General features: G+C 68.1%; 14 protein-coding genes. 9 read left to right on the forward strand and 5 right to left on the reverse strand.

Annotation, left to right across the window (positions count from 1 at the left end; all coding sequences use genetic code 11):
* Positions 1 to 183 precede the first annotated feature (183 nt).
* The 4 genes from xth to PVT71_RS00515 all read left to right on the forward strand — a co-directional run bounded on the left by xth (position 184) and on the right by PVT71_RS00515 (position 2,284).
* Positions 184 to 993, forward strand: a complete 810-nt coding sequence (gene xth / locus PVT71_RS00500) for an exodeoxyribonuclease III (RefSeq protein WP_353472538.1) — start codon at positions 184 to 186, stop codon at positions 991 to 993.
* A 99-nt stretch (positions 994 to 1,092) separates the two neighbouring features.
* Positions 1,093 to 1,335: a BolA/IbaG family iron-sulfur metabolism protein gene (locus PVT71_RS00505; RefSeq protein ID WP_164195384.1), complete on the forward strand. Its 243-nt coding sequence runs from the start codon at positions 1,093 to 1,095 to the stop codon at positions 1,333 to 1,335.
* Between the two features lie 54 nt (positions 1,336 to 1,389).
* A complete protein-coding gene (gene grxD / locus PVT71_RS00510; RefSeq protein ID WP_353472539.1) occupies positions 1,390 to 1,755 on the forward strand; it encodes a Grx4 family monothiol glutaredoxin in 366 nt (121 codons plus the stop codon).
* Positions 1,756 to 1,783: 28 nt separating this feature from the next.
* Positions 1,784 to 2,284: a GNAT family N-acetyltransferase gene (locus PVT71_RS00515; RefSeq protein ID WP_353472540.1), complete on the forward strand. Its 501-nt coding sequence runs from the start codon at positions 1,784 to 1,786 to the stop codon at positions 2,282 to 2,284.
* 10 nt (positions 2,285 to 2,294) lie between these two features.
* Here the strand turns inward: PVT71_RS00515 and map are convergent, their stop codons facing one another.
* The 4 genes from map to PVT71_RS00535 all read right to left on the reverse strand — a co-directional run bounded on the left by map (position 2,295) and on the right by PVT71_RS00535 (position 8,386).
* Complete coding sequence (map, locus tag PVT71_RS00520) at positions 2,295 to 3,044, reverse strand: type I methionyl aminopeptidase (protein WP_353472541.1); 750 nt, start codon at positions 3,042 to 3,044, stop codon at positions 2,295 to 2,297.
* A 185-nt stretch (positions 3,045 to 3,229) separates the two neighbouring features.
* Entirely contained in the window at positions 3,230 to 3,685 is a 456-nt protein-coding gene (gene ccmE / locus PVT71_RS00525; RefSeq protein ID WP_353472542.1) for a cytochrome c maturation protein CcmE, read from the reverse strand.
* Positions 3,686 to 3,898: 213 nt separating this feature from the next.
* The gene (murI, locus tag PVT71_RS00530) at positions 3,899 to 4,711 is read right to left on the reverse strand and encodes a glutamate racemase (protein WP_353472543.1); all 813 of its coding nucleotides are present in this window, start codon (positions 4,709 to 4,711) and stop codon (positions 3,899 to 3,901) included.
* Positions 4,712 to 4,966: 255 nt separating this feature from the next.
* The gene (locus PVT71_RS00535; protein ID WP_353472544.1) at positions 4,967 to 8,386 is read right to left on the reverse strand and encodes an indolepyruvate ferredoxin oxidoreductase family protein; all 3,420 of its coding nucleotides are present in this window, start codon (positions 8,384 to 8,386) and stop codon (positions 4,967 to 4,969) included.
* Between the two features lie 165 nt (positions 8,387 to 8,551).
* Between PVT71_RS00535 and PVT71_RS00540 the strand changes: the two genes are divergently transcribed.
* The 5 genes from PVT71_RS00540 (at position 8,552) to PVT71_RS00560 (ending at position 14,459) form a co-directional block, all read left to right on the forward strand.
* Entirely contained in the window at positions 8,552 to 9,457 is a 906-nt protein-coding gene (locus PVT71_RS00540; protein WP_353472545.1) for a LysR family transcriptional regulator, read from the forward strand.
* Positions 9,458 to 9,718: 261 nt separating this feature from the next.
* Positions 9,719 to 10,579: a methyltransferase domain-containing protein gene (locus PVT71_RS00545; protein ID WP_353472546.1), complete on the forward strand. Its 861-nt coding sequence runs from the start codon at positions 9,719 to 9,721 to the stop codon at positions 10,577 to 10,579.
* Positions 10,580 to 10,642: 63 nt separating this feature from the next.
* Positions 10,643 to 12,802: a phosphoribosylformylglycinamidine synthase subunit PurL gene (purL, locus tag PVT71_RS00550; RefSeq protein WP_353472547.1), complete on the forward strand. Its 2,160-nt coding sequence runs from the start codon at positions 10,643 to 10,645 to the stop codon at positions 12,800 to 12,802.
* 289 nt (positions 12,803 to 13,091) lie between these two features.
* A complete protein-coding gene (locus PVT71_RS00555) occupies positions 13,092 to 13,952 on the forward strand; it encodes a LysR family transcriptional regulator (RefSeq protein ID WP_353472548.1) in 861 nt (286 codons plus the stop codon).
* Between the two features lie 117 nt (positions 13,953 to 14,069).
* On the forward strand, positions 14,070 to 14,459 hold the full coding sequence (locus PVT71_RS00560) for a hypothetical protein (protein ID WP_353472549.1): 390 nt from the start codon (positions 14,070 to 14,072) through the stop codon (positions 14,457 to 14,459).
* Positions 14,460 to 14,538: 79 nt separating this feature from the next.
* On the opposite strand, the gene PVT71_RS00565 is transcribed toward PVT71_RS00560, so the two are convergent.
* On the reverse strand, positions 14,539 to 16,011 hold the full coding sequence (locus PVT71_RS00565; protein WP_353472550.1) for a carboxypeptidase M32: 1,473 nt from the start codon (positions 16,009 to 16,011) through the stop codon (positions 14,539 to 14,541).

Below are 16,011 nucleotides of genomic sequence, written 5' to 3' on the forward strand. Positions count from 1 at the left end.
AGACAATCCCGTTTCCCCACAGAAGAATATTTTCTGGGGATAGTTTCCCATTGGTTACCGAAGCCCGGTTTTTTTCACCGAATCGCGGTCCCGAATTCCCGAATCGATGGCGAATCCCGACGCTCCGCCTTGTCCCCCTGCCCGGTTTGCGCGATAGCTTGCGCAACTTTCGGAGGGCTCCAGATGAAGATCGCCACCTTCAACATCAACGGCATCAAGGCGCGCATCGACGCGCTGACCGACTGGCTCGACGAGGCGCAGCCGGATGTCGCGCTGCTGCAGGAGATCAAGTCGGTCGACGAGGCCTTCCCGCGCGAGCTCTTCGAGGAGCGCGGCTACAACGTCGAGACCCACGGCATGAAAAGCTTCAACGGCGTCGCGATCCTCTCCAAGCACCCGCTCGAGGACGTGACCCGAGGCCTGCCGGGCGACGACAGCGACGAGCAGGCACGCTGGATCGAGGCGACCGTCGTGGGCGAGAAGGAGGCGCTGCGCCTCTGCGGGCTCTACCTGCCGAACGGCAACCCGGTGGAGTTCGACGCCGACGGCCAGCCGATCCGCGGCGGCAAGTACGGCTACAAGCTCGACTGGATGGACCGGCTTCACGCCCGCGCGCAGCAGCTGCTGGCCGACGAGACCCCGGCGCTGATGGCCGGGGACTACAACATCATCCCGCAGGCCGAGGACGCCGCCAAGCCGCAGGCCTGGGAGAAGGACGCGCTCTATCTCCAGCAGAGCCGCGACGCCTTCCGCCGCATCCTCAACCTCGGCTTCACCGAGGCCTTCCGCGCCCGCGTGCAGGGGCCGGGCCACTATTCCTTCTGGGACTACCAGGCGGGCGCGTGGCAGCGGAACAACGGCATCCGCATCGACCACGTGCTGATGACCCCCGCCTGCGCCGACCTGATGCTGGACTGCGGCATCGACCGCGACATCCGCGGCCGCGACAAGCCGTCGGACCACGTGCCGGTCTGGGTCGAGCTGGCGCTCTGAGCCGCCGCCGACCCCGGCCAAGCCCGAGGCGCGCGCTTGCACCGGCGCGGCGCCCGTCTTACATCTGAACTGAACAGCAAGACAGCGGAGACCGCCCACATGGCAATCGAAGCGACGGAGATCGAACAGCTCATCCGCGCCGCCTTCCCCGAGGCCAAGATCACCATCACCGACCTTGCCGGAGACGGCAATCACTATGCCGCGGAGGTCATCGACGAAAGCTTCCGTGGTCAGAACCGCGTCCAGCAGCAGCGGGCCGTCTATGCCGCGCTGAAGGGCAAGATGGACGGCAACCACGGCGAGCTGCATGCGCTGGCGCTCACCACCAAGGCCCCGGACTAAGACATTCCACGCCGCACCCCCACCCGCGGAGGCGCGCGCAGACAGGAGACGATGATGACGACTGAAGCAACCACCCGGATCGAAGAGACGGTCAAGGCGAACGACGTCGTGCTCTTCATGAAGGGCACCAAGACCATGCCGCAATGCGGCTTCTCGAGCCGCGTCGCCGGCGTGCTCAACTACATGGGCGTCGAGTATCTCGACGTGAACGTGCTGGCCGACGATGCGATCCGCCAGGGCATCAAGGATTACTCGGACTGGCCGACGATCCCGCAGCTCTACATCAAGGGCGAATTCGTCGGCGGCTGCGACATCGTCACCGAGATGACCCTGTCGGGCGAGCTCGACACGCTCTTCGAGCAGAGCGGCGTGACCTACGACAAGGCCGCTGCCGAAAAGATCCGCGAAGCCAACGCCTGATCGCGTTCGGCCCGGTCCTGTTCCGAACGTGACCGCGATCACGATCCGCGCGGCGGCGAGTCCCGAGGATTTCGCCGCCGTCCGCAGGCTCTGCCTCGCCTACCGCGAGGACCTGCGCACCCACCACCCCGCCGCCCCGGCGCTGGTGGCGCTCTTCTACCCCGACCCCGCCTATACCGAGCTGCTGGACGCCCTGCCCGGCAAGCACGATGCCGTGCTGCTGGCCGAGCTCGCCGGCGCGCCGGTCGGCTGCGCCATGTCGCAGCGGCTGCCGGGCGGCGCGGTCGAGATCAAGCGTGTCTACGTGGCGCCCGAGGCACGCGGCCACGGGCTCGCCGGGCTGCTGGTCGAGGACCTCGCTTCCCGCGCCCGCGCCCGCGGCGCGCCGCTGCTGCAACTCGACACGATGCGGACGCTCGGGGCCGCCTGCCATCTCTATGCCAAGCTCGGCTTTTCCGAGCGCGGCCCCTACCAGCCGGTGCCCGAGGAGGCGCTGCCGCACCTGCGCTTCTTCGAACGCGCGCCCTGAGCGCGGCGGCTCAGCCGGGCTGGGTCACCAAGATCGCGCCCTTCTCGGTCGCCACCACCGTGTGCTCGAACTGCACCACGGGCGCGCAGGGCTCGCTGTAGAGCGTCCAGCCATCCTCGCCCTCGCTGGCCCAGAGCCCGCCCATCGACAGGAAGGGCTCGACCGTCAGCACCAGCCCCTTGGTGATCCGCCGCCGCTCGCCGCGCACCGGCCAGGTGGGGATCTCCTCGGGGTACTCGTGCAGCGAATGGCCGACACCGTGGCTGGCGAGGTTGCGGATGAGCGTGTAGCCCCGATCCTCGGCGAAGCGCCCGATGGCATTGCCGATCCCCGCCAGCGGCCGCTCCGCGCCAACCTGCGAGATGCCGATCTGCATCGCCTTCCGGCCGTCGCGGCAGAGCTTGTCGAGCGAGGGCCTCACCGCGCCCACGCGGAAGGTCGCGCCGGTGTCGGCGAAAATGCCGGCCTTCGAGGCCGAGACGTCGATGTTGACGAGATCGCCCGCCTTGATCACCCGCGGGCCGGGGATGCCGTGGGCGATCTCCTCGTTGATGCTGATGCAGGTCGCGCCGGGAAAATCATAGCAGGCTTCCGGAGCGGATTCGGCGCCCTCGCGCTCGAGCAGGGCGCGGCCGATCTCGTCGAGCTCGCGGGTGGTCATCCCCGGCTCCACCGCCTTTCCCATGCCCTGAAGGGTGTTGGCGACGATCCGGCCGATATCCTTCAGCCCCTCGAGGTCGTCCATTCCGGTGATCGTCATCCGCTGCTCCTTGCCTGCGCCGCCCCTGCGGGCCGCGGACGACCAGACTAGCGGGGAACGGCGGGAATGTCCCCTGCCGCCGCGGGCAATCCGCCTTGCACCGGGCGCAAGTCGCGCCGCACCGCCGATGCGAAAAAGGGCGCGCCGCCGGCACGCCCCATCGTCGATCCTGCAGGTGTCCGCGCTCAGCTGCCGGCGTTCGGGTCCTCGTAGACGCCCTGTTCCTTCAGCGCGTCGATGACCTCCTTCGGCATGTAGGTCTCGTCGTGCTTGGCAAGGATCTCGGTGGCGCGGAACACGCCGTCGACATAGCGCCCGGTGCCGACCATGCCCTGCTTCTCGCCGAAGAGATCCGGCAGCACCCCCTCGAAGACCACCGGCACCGAGGCGCCGCCGTCGGTTACCGAAAAGCTGATCTCGTGACCCTGCCCGCGCACCAGGCTGCCTTCCTCGACCAGCCCGCCGATGCGGAAGGTCTCGTTCGGCGAGGGCGGCGCCTCGACCACCTGGGTCGGCGAGCGGAAGAAGTTGATGCCGTCACGCATCGCGTAGCCGATCAGCGCGGTCGAGACGACCAGCGCCACCGCGGCCAGCGCCACGATCTGGATGCGCCGCTGCTTCTTCAGCGATTTGAGACCCATCTTCCTCTCCTCGGCAGGGATGCCGTTCTCCCTATATGGCACCTTAGGGCGCCGGGAGAACCGCTCCAAATCAAATTGCGTCACCGCGCCGCGCCCCCCTGCTTCCATATGTCGGAAATATCCCGGGGGTGCGGGGGCAGCGCCCCCGCTTCAACCTGCGTGCGGGGGCAGAGCCCCCGCCTCAACCAGCGTGCGGGAGCCAGGGCCGCCGGTTCAGGCGGACTCGAAGCTCAGCGGCCGCTTCAGGAACTGCGTCGCATGCACCGAGACCTTGCGCGGATCGCCGGTGGTCAGGAAGCGGCTCTCGGTGCTGGTGCCGTACATGTCGGGATGGCGCACGAGGTAGTCGGCAAGCGAGTCCGCCACGAGGTTGGCCTGCGAATAGACCGTGACCTCGGGGCCGAGCGCCTCCTGGAAGATCTCCTGCATCAGCGGGTAGTGGGTGCAGCCGAGGATCGCCGCCTGCGGCTCGGGCATCTTGCGCTTCAGCGCCTCGACATGGCTTCGCACCAGCGCCTCGGCGAGGATCATGTCGCCCTCCTCGATGGCATCGACCAGTCCGCCGCAGGCCTGCGCCTCGACGTCGACGCCGATAGCGCGGAAGGCGAGCTCGCGCTGGAACGCGCGGCTGCGCACCGTGGCCGGCGTGGCAAAGAGCGCGACATGCTGCACCGCGACCTCGCGCGGCGGCGAGTTGTCGCCCCACTGGCGTTCGGTCAGCGCCTCGATCAGCGGCACGAAGACCCCGAGCACGCGCTTGCCCTTCGGCAGCCCGCCCTCCTGCATGCGCCGCAGCGCCGCGGCCGAGGCGGTGTTGCAGGCGAGGATCACCAGGTCGCAGCCCGCGTCCCAGAGCTTCTGCACCGCGTCGACGGTCAGGTTGAAGATGTCATCCGCGTCGCGCACGCCGTAGGGCGCGTGCCGGCTGTCGGCGTAGTAGACGAAGGGCACCTCGGGCAGCCGCTTCGCGACCGCGTCCAGCACCGTGAGCCCGCCGAGCCCGGAATCGAACACACCAACCGCCATTCTCTGCCCTCCTTGCCGGAAGCTCTCGCCCGGCATGCCTTGGATGACCCCGCCGACTCACGCGGCGGAAGCCTTGGGCATCGGTCTTACGGCGCTTTGCCCGGGAGATCCATTGCGCCAAGTGGCGGGGTCACGACATCGTTCGCGGGCGCCGCCCGGCGGGCAGGAGCGGGGGCTCTGCCCCCGCACCCCCGGGATATTTTCGACATATGGAAGCAGGGGCGCGGCGCGTGCCTCCGCGCCCCTCCGGGCCCTTTACTCCGCGGCCTTCGAGAGCGGCGTGCCGCCGGCGCGGATCACCGCGAGCAGCTCCTCGCGGCGCTTGGCGGCCTTGCGCTCGGAGGCCTCCTTGACCGGGCCGTAGCCGCGGATCTGCAGCGGCAGCTCGGCGAGGGCGACGGTGGCATCGAGCGTGGCCGGCGTCACCTTCGGCAGCACCTCGGCCATGTCGCGCTCGTACTGCGCGATGAGGGCGCGCTCCATGCGGCGCTCGGCGGTCCGGCCGAAGGGGTCGAAGGGCGTGCCGCGCAGCCATTTCAGCTTCGCCAGAAGGCCGAAGGTCCTCAGCATCGACTCGCCGTAGGTCTTCTTCACCGGGCGGCCGTCCGAGCCCTGCTTCGCCAGCATCGGCGGGGCGAGGTGGAAGCGCATCTCGAAGCCGGGCTCGAAGCTTTCCTCGGCCTTCCTGCGGGTCTCGAGATGCATGCGCGCAACCTCGTACTCGTCCTTGTAGGCGAGCAGCTTGTGGTAGCCCCTGGCCACCGCCTCGCGCAGGCGGCGGTCGGGGATGCCGTCCACCAGCGCGCGGTATTTCCTCGCGAGCCGCGCGTTCTGGTAAACCGCGAGGTGATCCGCGCGGAAGGCGATCTTCTCGTCGAGCGACTTCGGCTTCGGGGTCACCTTCGGGGTGATCAGCGCCGCGGCCTCGGCGGGGTGGAGCACCGCCCAGCGGCCGATCTCGAAGGCCCGCAGGTTGCGCTCGACCGCCGCGCCGTTGAGGCGGATGGCCTCCGCGATGGCGTCATGCGGCAGCGGCAGCAGGCCGCGCTGCCAGGAGGCGCCGAGGATCATCATGTTGGAGAAGATCGAGTCCCCCATGGTGATCCGCGCCAGCTCGGTCGCGTCGAAGATCGCGAGATTGCCCTGCATCCGTGCCTCGAGCGCCACGCGCAACTGGTCGAAGGGCAGCTGGAACTCTGTGTTGCGGGTGAACTCGCCGGTGATGATCTCGTGCCCGTTGACCACGGCGCCGGTGCGGCCGCGTTTCGTCAGCCCCAGCGTCTTGGCCCCGGCGCTGACCACGAGGTCGCCGCCGATCAGCGCATCGGCCTCGCCGGTCGCCACGCGCACCGCCGAGATGTCCTCGGGGCGCCTGGCCAGCCGCAGGTGGATGTGCACCGCGCCGCCCTTCTGCGCGAGACCGGCCATCTCCATCATGCCCGCGCCCATGCCGGCGATCTGCGCCGCCTGCGCCAGCACCGCGCCGATGGTCACGACGCCGGTGCCGCCGACGCCGGTGATCACCACGTTGTGGGTCTTGTCGATCGTCGGAAGCACCGGCTGCGGCAGGTGCGGCAGGTCGAGGTCGGTCGTCTCACCCTTGCGGATCTTCGCGCCCTCGAGGGTCACGAAGGAGGGGCAGAAACCCTTGAGGCAGGAGTAGTCCTTGTTGCAGCTCGACTGGTCGATGGCGCGCTTGCGGCCGAGCTCGGTCTCGGCGGGGACGATCGAGACGCAGTTCGACTGCACGCCGCAATCGCCGCAGCCCTCGCAGACGTCGGTGTTGATGAAGACCCGCTTGTCCGGATCCGGGAAGGTGCCCTTCTTGCGGCGGCGGCGCTTCTCGGCGGCACAGGTCTGGATGTAGAGGATGACCGAGACGCCGCCGATCTTCTCGAAGCGCTTCTGCACCGCGTCCATTTCCGAACGCTCGAATTTCTCGATGCCGCCGGGGAAGAGGTCGAAGTTCACCTCCTCCTTCTCGTCGTAGACCACGGCAAGGTGCTCGACCCCCATCGCCTTCAGCTCGCGGGCGATGCGGTCGGCGGTAAGCCCGCCCTCGTTGGGCTGGCCGCCGGTCATGGCGACGGCGTCGTTGAAGAGGATCTTGTAGGTGATGTTGGTGCCCGCGGCGAGCGCCGCGCGGATCGCCAGCGAGCCCGAGTGGTTGTAGGTGCCGTCGCCGAGGTTCTGGAACACGTGGCTGCGCTTCGAGAACGGCGCCTCGCCGACCCAGTTCACCCCCTCGCCGCCCATGTGGGTGAAGCCGGTGGTGCTGCGGTCCATCCATTGCACCATGTAGTGACAGCCGATCCCGGCATAGGCGCGCGAGCCCTCGGGCACCTTGGTCGAGGTGTTGTGCGGGCAGCCCGAGCAGAAATAGGGCAGCCGCGCCGCGAGGTCGGGGGCGTTGTCGGCCTTGCGCGCCTCGTCGAGCGCGGCGAGCCCCGCCTTGATGCCGTCGGTGTCGCGGCCTTCCTCGAGGAAGATGCCGCCGAGCTTCTCGGCGATCCACACCGGGTCGAGCGCGCCGCGGGTCGGGAAGAGCTCCTCGCGGTGCATGCCGCCCGCCCCGCCCTTGTACCAGCCATAGACGCGGCGGCCGCGGCGGTCGTCGAAGATCGCCTCCTTGACCTGCACCTCGATCAGCTTGCGCTTCTCCTCGACGATGACGATGAGGTCGAGCCCCTCGGCCCAGTCGTGGAAGCCCTTCATGTCGAGCGGGAAGGTCTGGCCCACCTTGTAGGTGGTGATGCCGAGACGCTCGGCCTCGGCCTCGTCGATGTTCAGCAGCGACAGGGCATGCTGCAGGTCGAGCCAGTTCTTGCCGGCCGCCACGAGGCCGATCTTTGCGCCGGGCTTGCCCCAGACGCGCCGGTCCATGCCGTTCGCGCGCGAGAAGGCCTCGGCGGCGAAGCGCTTGTAGTCGATCATCCGCGCTTCCTGCGCGTGCGGCGTGTCGCCGAGGCGGATGTTGAGCCCGCCCTCGGGCATCAGGAACTCGGGGGTGACCAGCGACATGCGGTCCGGGCGGCCATCGACGACGGCGGTGGCCTCGACCGTGTCCTTCATCGTCTTGAGGCCGACCCAGAGGCCGGAGAAGCGGGAGAGCGCAAAGCCGTAGATGCCGAAGTCCAGCACCTCCTGCACCCCGGCGGGCGAGACCACCGGCATGTAGGCATCGACAAGCGCCCATTCCGACTGGTGCAGCACCGTCGAGCTTTCGCCGGTGTGATCGTCGCCCATCGCCATGAGCACGCCGCCGTGCCTCGAGGTGCCCGCCATGTTGGCGTGGCGCATCACGTCGCCCGAGCGGTCGACGCCGGGGCCCTTGCCGTACCAGAGCCCGAAGACCCCGTCGTACTTGCCCTCGCCGCGAAGCTCGGCCTGTTGCGAGCCCCAGAGCGCCGTGGCCGCGAGATCCTCGTTCAGCCCTTCCTGAAAGACGATGTCATTCTCGGCCAGCAGCTTTCCGGCGCGCTTCATCTGGATGTCGACCGAGCCCAGCGGCGAGCCGCGGTAGCCGGTCACGTAGCCGGCCGTGTGCAGCCCGGCGGCGCGATCGCGCTCTTTTTGCATCAGCATCAGGCGGACCAGCGCCTGTGTGCCATTCAAAAGGACGGAATTCTTGTTTAGATCGAACCTGTCCTGCAGGGAAATTGCTTGCTTGCTCATGCGCGCCTCCCTTCGCTCATAGTGCTTGCAGCCATGCCCCATGATAGGTCACACATGCTGACCCGGATAGGGAAATCTTCGTGATTTTCCGCCACACAGGTAAGATGTGTTTCCGTTAATCGTTCCTGTCGTATACAGGGCGCCAAAGTTGAATAAGATGCCGCCATGGATTGGGATAAGCTCAGGATCTTTCACGCTGTCGCGGATGCGGGCAGCCTGACACACGCGGGAGATGCGCTGCATCTGTCGCAATCCGCCGTGTCTCGGCAGATCCGGGCGCTGGAAGAGGCGCTCGACACCACTCTGTTCCACCGTCACGCCCGCGGACTGATTCTCACCGAGCAGGGCGAGCTGCTGTTCGACGCGACCGCCGCCATGGTGAAACGCATCGACAGCGCCACCGCGCGGATCCGCGACAGCGAGGAAGAGGTGTTCGGCGAGCTGAAGGTCACCACGACCCACGGCTTCGGCGTGCTCTGGCTCGCGCCGCGCCTGACCAAGCTCTACGAGAAATACCCCGACCTGAAGATCGACCTCATGCTTGAGGAGCGGGTGCTCGACCTGCCGATGCGCGAGGCCGACGTCGCGATCCGCATGAAGGAACCCAGCCAGGCGGACCTCATCCGCAAGCGGCTGATGTCGATCCGCATGCGCATGTATGCCTCGCCCGCCTATCTCGAGGCGAACGGCCTGCCCGAGTCGCTCGAGGATCTCTCGGCGCACCGGCTGATCTGCCAGAACCCGAACTCGGCGCAGGTGCTCTCGGGCAAGGCGCTGGTCCAGAAGCTGCTCACCTATGACATCCGCACAGGGCTCACGGTGAACAACTACTTCGGCGTGCTGCAGGCGGTGATCGCCAACCTCGGCATCGGCGTGCTGCCCGACTATATCATCGAGGATTTCCCGCACGTGGTCCGGGTGCTCCCCGACGTCGAGAGCAACGAGGTGCCCGTGTTCCTCGCCTATCCCGAAGAATTGCGTCATTCCAAGCGGGTAACCGCCTTCCGCGACTTCGTGCAGGACGAGATCTTCGCGCATCGGCGGCAGCTGAAGGCGATGGGCGCCGACTGACGGCGCCCAAAAATCGGGCGCCATGCAAACAGTGCATGGCAGCAATGTCCGATTGAAGCCGCTTCCGGCCTTGATCGACTCAATACTGATCACATATTCAGCACACGAAGCTTGAGGCGCCCTTGTGCGCGTCATCTTCAACCTCCCTGTTGGACTTCGGCCGAGCTTTGTGCTCGGCCTTTTTTTTTGCCGGAACGCCTGCCCGCGTTTGGGAGACGGTCCCGATTGCGCTACGCTTGCCCCCGCGAGGTGGAGGCGATCATGGCGGCAGACGAGATTTCCCCGGACAACGCGGCGCAGCAGGCCTTCTGGACCGAGGGCCCCGGCCTCAACTGGGTTGCCCTGCGCGAGGAGCTCGACACGCTCCATGCCGACATCTCCGAGCAGGTGCTTGCCGCCGCCGCGGCGCAGCCCGGCGAGACGGTCTTCGACATCGGCTGCGGCGCGGGCGCGACGACGCTGGCGCTGGCCGCGGCGGTCGCCCCCGGCGGGCGCGTGGTCGGCCTCGACGTCTCGAGCAGCCTGCTCGAGGTGGCGCGCGCCCGCGCCGCCGCCCTGCCCGGCCCCCAGCCCGAGTTCATCCATGCCGATGCGCAGGTCTGGCGCTCGGAGAGGCCCGCCGACCTCTGCATGTCGCGCATGGGGGTGATGTTCTTCGCCGACCCGGGCGCGGCCTTCGCCAACATCCTCCAGCTGCTGCGGCCCGGCGGGCGGCTCGCCTTCATCTGCTGGCGCGGCATCGAGGAGAACCCGTGGTTCGACCTGCCGCTCAGGGCTGCGGTCGCGCAACTCGGCCCGCCCGCCCCCGGCGATCCCGATGCGCCCGGCCCCATGGCCTTCCGCGACCCCGAGCGGGTGCGCGGCATCCTCGCGCGTGCGGGCTTTGCCGAGCTCGCCATCGAGCCGGTCGAGGCCGAGCTGCGCCTGCCGCAGGGGATCACCGCCGCCGATCTCGCCTCGCGCATCGGCCCGGCGGTGCGGCACATCCGCGACATGGGCGCCACCGAAGCGCAGGCCGAGGCCATCCGCGCGGACATCCGCAGCGCCTTCGCGCGCTTCGAGACGCCGCAAGGGGCCATTGTGCCCGCAAGAATGAACCTCGTGACCGCCCGCAGGCCCTGACCCCTCTTCCCCCTTTGCGCCCCTTGCCTTAAAGAGCCCCCAACCACGCTAAGGGGAGTCAGGATGCAGGAACCGTCCATCACCGAAGAGCTCATCGCCGCCCACGGGATCAAGCCCGACGAATACGAGCGGATCCTGCAGATCATCGGCCGCGAGCCGACCTTCACCGAGCTGGGGATCTTCTCGGCGATGTGGAACGAGCACTGCTCCTACAAGAGCTCGAAGATCCACCTGCGCAAGCTGCCGACCAAGGGCCCGCAGGTCATCTGCGGCCCGGGCGAGAACGCCGGCGTCGTCGACATCGGTGACGGCCAGGCGGTCATCTTCAAGATGGAAAGCCACAACCACCCCTCGTACATCGAGCCCTACCAGGGCGCGGCGACGGGCGTGGGCGGCATCCTGCGCGACGTCTTCACCATGGGCGCGCGGCCGATCGCGGCGATGAACGCGCTTTCCTTCGGCGAAAAGGACCACCCCAAGACCCGCCAGCTCGTGCACGGCGTCGTCGAGGGCGTCGGCGGCTACGGCAACTGCTTCGGCGTGCCGACCGTCGGCGGCGAGGTGCGCTTCCACCCCGCCTACAACGGCAACTGCCTGGTCAACGCCTTCGCGGCGGGCCTCGCGGACACCGATGCGATCTTCTACTCCGCCGCCTCGGGCGTCGGCCGCCCGGTCGTGTACCTCGGCGCCAAGACCGGCCGTGACGGCGTCGGCGGCGCGACCATGGCCTCGGCGGAGTTCGACGACACCATCGAGGAGAAGCGTCCCACCGTGCAGGTCGGCGATCCCTTCACCGAGAAGCGCCTGATGGAGGCCTGCCTCGAGCTGATGCAGACCGGCGCGGTGATCTCGATCCAGGACATGGGCGCCGCGGGCCTGACCTGCTCGGCCGTGGAAATGGGCGACAAGGGCAACCTCGGCGTGCGCCTCGATCTCGAGAAGGTCCCGGTGCGCGAGAAGAACATGACCGCCTACGAGATGATGCTCTCGGAAAGCCAGGAGCGCATGCTCATGGTGCTCGACCCCGCCAAGGAGGCCGAGGCCAAGGCAGTCTTCGACAAGTGGGACCTCGACTTCGCCATCGTCGGCGAGACCATTGCCGAGGACCGCTTCCTCATCGTGCTGAACGGTGAAGTGAAGGCCGACCTGCCGCTCAAGGCGCTGTCGGGCAACGCCCCCGAATACGACCGTCCCTGGGTTCCCACCCCCGCCGCCGCGCCGCTGGGCGAGGTGCCGGGCGTCGATCCGATCGACGGTCTGAAGGCGCTGGTCTCCTCGCCGAACTACTGCTCGCGCGAGTGGGTCTACGAGCAGTACGACAGCCAGGTGATGGCCGACACCGTGCGCATCCCCGGCTTCGGCGCCGGCGTGATCCGCGTCCACGGCACCGACAAGAAGCTGGCCTTCACCTCGGACGTGACGCCGCGCTACGTGCGCGCCAACCCGGTCGAGGGTGGCAAGCAGGCGGTGGCGGAAGCCTATCGCAACCTCGTCTCGGTGGGTGCCCGTCCGCTGGCGACCACCGACAACATGAACTTCGGCAACCCCGAGAAGCCCGAGATCATGGGCCAGTTCGTCGGCGCGATCGACGGCATCGGCGCGGCCTGCCTCGCGCTCGACACGCCGATCGTCTCGGGCAACGTCTCGCTCTACAACGAGACCGACGGCGCGGCGATCCTGCCGACGCCGACCATCGGCGCGGTGGGCCTGATCGCCGCGGGTGAAGAGCCGATCCTCGGCTATGCCCGCGAAGGCCACGTCGCGCTGCTCGTCGGCGAGACCCACGGCCACCTCGGCCAGTCGGCCCTGCTCGCGGAAGTGTTCAACCGCGAGGAAGGCGATGCGCCGACCGTCGATCTCGAGGCCGAGCGCCGCAATGGCGAGTTCATCCTCGCCAACCGTGACCTCATCCGCAGCTGCTGCGACCTCAGCGACGGCGGGCTTGCCATGGCCGCCTTCGAGATGGCGGAAGCCTCGGGCGTGGGCGTGCACATCGACGCCGCCGACACCCCGACGCTCTTCGGCGAGGACCAGGGCCGCTACCTGATCGCCTGCAACTTCGACGCCGCAGAGGCGCTGATGACCGCGGCTTCCGCGGCGGGCGTCACCCTTGCCACCGTCGGCAAGTTCACCGGCGACACGGTCCGCTTCGGCAGCGCCGAGGCCCCGCTCGCGGAGCTCAAGGCGGCCTACCGCGCCAGCTTCGGCGACTATTTCGGCTGATTCGACCGGGCGCGCCTTGGCCGCGCCCGGCTCGACCTGACAGGTCTTCCGGCAGGATTTTGCCGATGGAACGCCGCATCTCCCCCGAGATGCGGCGTTCTGACCTTCCCCAGCGTCACGCTGACACAAAACTCCGCCTATCTGTGCCCGGCGCGACCTTGCCTGACAAAGGCAATGTCCTAAATTAATCGGGATACCACCCTTAAGAGCGTCCGCATTGCCTCACTCAACCGTGAGTAGTGCCCGCACCGCCGACCCGACGGCCCAGCATACCGAGTAAAACAAGACCATGAACAATTGGGACGACCTTCGGTTCCTCGTCGCACTTTCCAAGACTGGCACGATGACCGCCGCGGCCAAGCTGCTCGGCACCAACACGGCCACCGTGTCGCGCAGGATCGAGCGCCTGTCCGAAACGCTGGGCGTGCCGGCCTTCGTGAAGACCTCCGACGGGTGGCGCCCCTCCGAGGCGGTGCGCGAGCTGATCAACGTGGCGCAGAATTTCGACGGGCAGCTCAAGTCCACGCTCAACAACCAGGGCGCCGGGCTCGAGGTCGAGTCCGTGGCGCTGAGCCTTGGTGCCGCGCCGATCATCTCGTCGCTGGTGCTGTTCCCCGGGCTCGGCCTGCAGGCCGACCTGCTGCGCGGCGTGCAGCTCACGATGACCGAGCGCCAGCAGCGCGAGGGGCTCGGAGAGAACGACATCGTGGTGCAGTTCGGGCGCCCCGACCAGGGCCGCATCGTCGCGCGCAAGGCCGGCGAGATCAGCTTCCGCCCCTACCGCTTCCGCGACGCCGACCCGCAGGGCGACTGGGCCGGGCTCAACGTCAGCCCGAGCCGCTCGCGCGTCCAGCGCCACGCCTACGAGACTTTCGGCAAGGAGCCGAAGATCAAGGTCGACACCTTCATCTCGCTGCACGCGCTGATGCAGATCACCCGCCTTGCCGGCCCGTTGCCGGATCTTCTCGCGCGCAGGACACCCGATCTTGTCCCGGTCTCGCCCGAGGCCGCGCCGGAAACGCTGGAATGTTGGCTCTTCTACCACGAGAGCCGCCGTTCGGACTCCGGGATGCGCCGGGCGGTTGACTGGATTATTCAATCATTCGAAGTACATGGCGGCGTTTCTGCGGCTGGCGAAGACAACGGCTGACGAAGTTTACGCAAAGTTAGAGTTGAACATTTCCCGCTTGGTTTTGCGTCAACCAAATGTAACACTCAGGCATATTTCAAGCGGACCGAACGCGGTCCGGACGTAATGAGCGAGGCCATGGTAAGCCTGATTTCAACTCTTCAATGCGTGCTCCGACTGGCATTCGCGCTGGTCCTCGGGCACACCGCGATGCAGGAGATCTTCACCGCCGATCCGGTGTTGATCGGAGCCATCGCGATTCGGACTCCCGGACTTGCCACGTCGATTCTCTGCATCGCCCTCGCCGTCCTGAGCATCTGGCTCATCCTTGGTGTCGGAACCCGCGCGGTCGCCCTGACCGGCTTCGGGATCTACGCCGCGCACGAACTTCTCCTGCAGGATTTTGACCTGCTCGGGCTCGAACTGTCGCAAAGCTGCGTCCTCGTCGCCCTCCTTGCGCTGCCCCTCGTATTCTTCGGAGGCGGGCGCTTCAGCGTCGTTTCGACCTACAGCCGCGAACCGATTTGATCGCGGCGCCACCACTCACGCATACCTCTCCTGCAAGCGGCCCCGAAAGGGGCCGCTTCTGCTTTGGGAGCTGCGCGTCTCAGAGCGCGTAGAGATCGGAGAACTTGGCCTCGAGGTAGTCGAGCAGCGGCGCCTCCGAGGGGGCGAAGCCGCAGGCGCGCTCGATCACCTCGCGCGGGGCAAAGAGCCCGCCATGGCGCTGCACGGTCTTGCGCAGCCAGCCGGTCGCCGCCGAGAGATCGCCCTCGGCCATCTGCGCATCGAGGTCGGGCACCGCCTGCCGCAGCGCCTTGTGCAGGCAGCCGGCGTAGACGTTGCCAAGGCTGTAGGTCGGGAAGTATCCGAAGAGCCCCGCCGACCAGTGCACGTCCTGCAGCACGCCGTCCGAGGGCTTGTCCACGGCAAAGCCGAAGTCCGCCCGGAAGCGGTCGTTCCAGGCCGCCTCGAGGTCGTCCACCGCCAGATCGCCAGAGATCAGCGCGCGTTCGAGATCGAAGCGCAGCAGCACGTGAAGGTTGTACTGCACCTCGTCCGACTCGGTGCGGATGTAGTTGTTCTGCACGCAGTTGACCGCGCGGTAGAACTCCTCGGCCGAGAGGCCGATCTCGCCGAAATGCGCGCGCATCTGGCCGTGCAGCCAGCCGGTGAAGGCGCGCGACCGGCCAAGCTGGTTCTCGTAGATGCGGCTCTGGCTCTCGTGCACGCCCATCGAGACGCCCTCGCCCAGCGGGGTGAAGCGGAAGGCGGGCGCGATCGCCTGCTCGTAGGCGGCGTGGCCGGTCTCGTGGATGATCGAGTAGATGCAGTTGAACGGGTCGAGCGGGTTGGTGCGCGTGGTGATCCGCACGTCGTCGCCGCTGCCCGAGCTGAACGGGTGCACCGCCTTGTCGACCCGGCCGCGCGCCATGTCGTAGCCGAAGGCCTCGGCGAGCTTGCGGGCGAGCTGCATCTGCGCGGCATCGTCGTAGGTGCCGGAGAGCGGCCTGGGTGCGGGCTTCGCAAGCACCGCCTGCCGCAGTTCCACGAGCCGCGGGCGCAGCGCGCCGAACATCTGCGACAGCTGCGCCGCGGTGGCGCCGGGCTCGTAATCGTCGAGCAGCGCGTCGTAGACGTCGCCGCCATCCGCCAGCGCCGCGCCCTCCTCGCGCTTCAGCGCGACGACCTCCTTCAGCACCGGGGCGAAGGCGGCGAAATTGTCATCCGCCCGCGCCTCGGCCCAGACGCGGTGCGCCCGGCTGGTCAGCCGCGCGAGATCCGCCGCCAGCTTGCCCGGCACGCGGCCGGCGCGGGTGAAGCTGCGGGCGATGTGCCGCAGCTGCGCCTGCCCCACCTCGTCGAGCGCGGCGGCGTCGATCGCCGCCAGCCACGCGCCGACGCGCGGATCGGTGCGCCGTGCGTGCAGCACGCCCTCGAGCGCCGCGATCTCTTCCGAGCGCTGGTCCGCCGCGCCATGCGGCATGGTGGTCTCCTGGTCCCAGCCAAGACGGCCGGCCACCTGCGCCAGCGCGCCGGTCTCGCGCTGGAACTCCATCAACGCGTCAAACGCACTCAT

This window comes from Salipiger sp. H15 (assembly GCF_040409955.1).
Lineage (GTDB): Bacteria > Pseudomonadota > Alphaproteobacteria > Rhodobacterales > Rhodobacteraceae > Salipiger.